This window comes from Skermanella sp., from assembly GCF_059503625.1.
Window position 1 is genome coordinate 1 of record NZ_JCACHA010000537.1, and the last position, 2,054, is coordinate 2,054.

A 2,054-nucleotide genomic window follows, 5' to 3' on the forward strand; every position below is an offset into this window, starting at 1 on the left:
CGACCCGCCACGCCAGCGGCAGCGCCCGTTCGCCGAACCGGACCGCCAGCATGAGAACCTGATGACGATCCGAGATCTTCGACTGGTCCAGGATCAGCGCCAGCGGTTTGCCGCCGCCGGCCTGGCGTTCCAGAACCTGCCGGGCGAACGGCGCCATGATTTCGTCGGTATTGACAAGCGGATTGGCAAGAAAGCGGGCGATCCACTGATAGCGCATGTCCGTGCGGTCGACTTCCAGCGGCAGCGCCGCCGCCAAATCCATCAGATTAGCGCTCCGCGCGTCCAGCATCGTCGCCACCAGCAGCGACAGCTTTCCGCGCTGCGTCTTGCGTTGTCCGGGAAGGAGTTGCTCAAACTCGGCTTTGATACTGTCCGCAAGCCGTTCGATACCGGTCATCGGGCGTGTCCTGGCTCCATCAAAGGCGGAACCCTTGAATCACAAACCGATTCGCCCTGTCAACAACCCTTCACACCAAACTGATTGATGGCAAGGCGATCTGGTTGTCTCATCACAATAGATTTTATGACGTGAGGAATCAATATAAGGAGGAAATTGCAATGGTAAGTACTGAAAAATCTCTAACTTTATAAGCTAAGGCCATATTCTCATGAAAAGGTAGGAATTCTTCTAAGTACATCTTATAATGATTGTGAATCACACTGGAAACCATCGATATTCTTTAACGGGAGCTGGATGATCGGCTGGCTCAATCTCTTCGACGGTGATGTGGCACCGTCCGAGCATGCGTCAGCATGCCCGCTTGCCATAAGATTCCGCTTGCAGGGCAAACAAATATATTAGTATATTGAAACCACGAAACGGGCCGCAGCGATAATGAGCCCGCGTATACGGGGAGGACGACAGCGTTTCCGGAACTTGACGGGCAAGGCCCCGTTGGACGCGGAAACAGCATTTTTCCTCCCTGACGAGACTGCCGGCGCGGGATTTTTCCCGACCCCTACGACATGTCCGTATTCTCTGGAGGAATGACCCGATGAAGGTGAATAAGAAGTTCCTGGCCGGCCTGCTGATGGCGACCGCGCTGACGTTCGGTTCCGCAGTTGGTAGCGCTGCCATCGCGCGCGACTTCCGCTCCGCCGACGTTCATCCCAAGGATTACCCGACCGTCAAGGCGGTCGTCTATGCCGGCGAGCTGGTCAAGAAGGCGACCGACGGCAAGTACGGCATCAAGGTGTTCGGCGACAGCGCGCTGGGGTCGGAGAAGGACACGGTCGAGCAGGTCAAGATCGGCGGCCTGGACATGGTCCGCGTCAATACCGCCGCTTTCCACAACATCGTTCCGGAAACGCTGGTGCCGTCGATGCCGTTCCTGTTCCGCGACGAAGCGCATATGCGCGCCGTCCTGGACGGTCCGGTCGGCGACGAGATCCTGGCCTCGTTCGAAAAGGCCGGCTTCATCGGACTGGCGTTCTACGACAGCGGTTCGCGCTCGATCTACGCGAAGAAGGCCGTGCATTCCCCGGCCGACGTCAAGGGCATGAAGATCCGCGTGCAGCAGTCCGACCTGTGGGTCGCGATCCTGGGCGCCATGGGCGCCAACGCGACGCCGATGCCGGCGGCGGAAGTCTATACAGCGCTGAAGACGGGCCTGGTCGATGCGGCGGAAAACAACTACTCCTCGTTCCAGTCGTTCCGCCACTTCGAGGCGGCGAAGTTCTACAGCGTGACCGAGCACTCGATGGCGCCGGAAGTCCTGGTGTTCTCCAAGAAGATCTGGGACGGACTGTCGAAGGAAGAGCAGGCGACCATCCGCAAGGCGGCCAAGGAGTCCGTCCCCTACATGCGCCAGCTTTGGGACGAGCGTCAGGCGAAGGCCAAGGCCGACGTCGTCGCCGGCGGCGCCACCATCGTCACGGATGTCGACAAGGCTGCCTTCCAGGAGACCATGAAGCCTGTTTACGACAAGTTCCTGAGCGACGAGAAATTGAAGGATCTGGCCAACCGCGCCATGGCCCAGAAGTAATGGCTCGGAACACGGTGGTCCCTGGAACGATGGCCCCGCATACGGGGGTCATCGTTCCGAGCCGCCCCG

At 59.2% G+C, this 2,054-nt stretch carries 1 protein-coding gene and 1 pseudogene; one reads left to right on the top strand and one right to left on the bottom strand.

Features of this window, described 5'->3' with window-relative positions; genetic code table 11:
• Positions 1–397, bottom strand: a pseudogene (locus AC5JJ6_RS11495) (IS4-like element ISMmg3 family transposase); the annotation flags it as partial.
• Between the two features lie 598 nt (positions 398–995).
• On the opposite strand from AC5JJ6_RS11495, the gene AC5JJ6_RS11500 reads away from it, so the two are divergent.
• Complete coding sequence (locus tag AC5JJ6_RS11500) at positions 996–1,985, top strand: TRAP transporter substrate-binding protein (RefSeq protein ID WP_496042160.1); 990 nt, start codon at positions 996–998, stop codon at positions 1,983–1,985.
• Positions 1,986–2,054 lie beyond the last annotated feature (69 nt).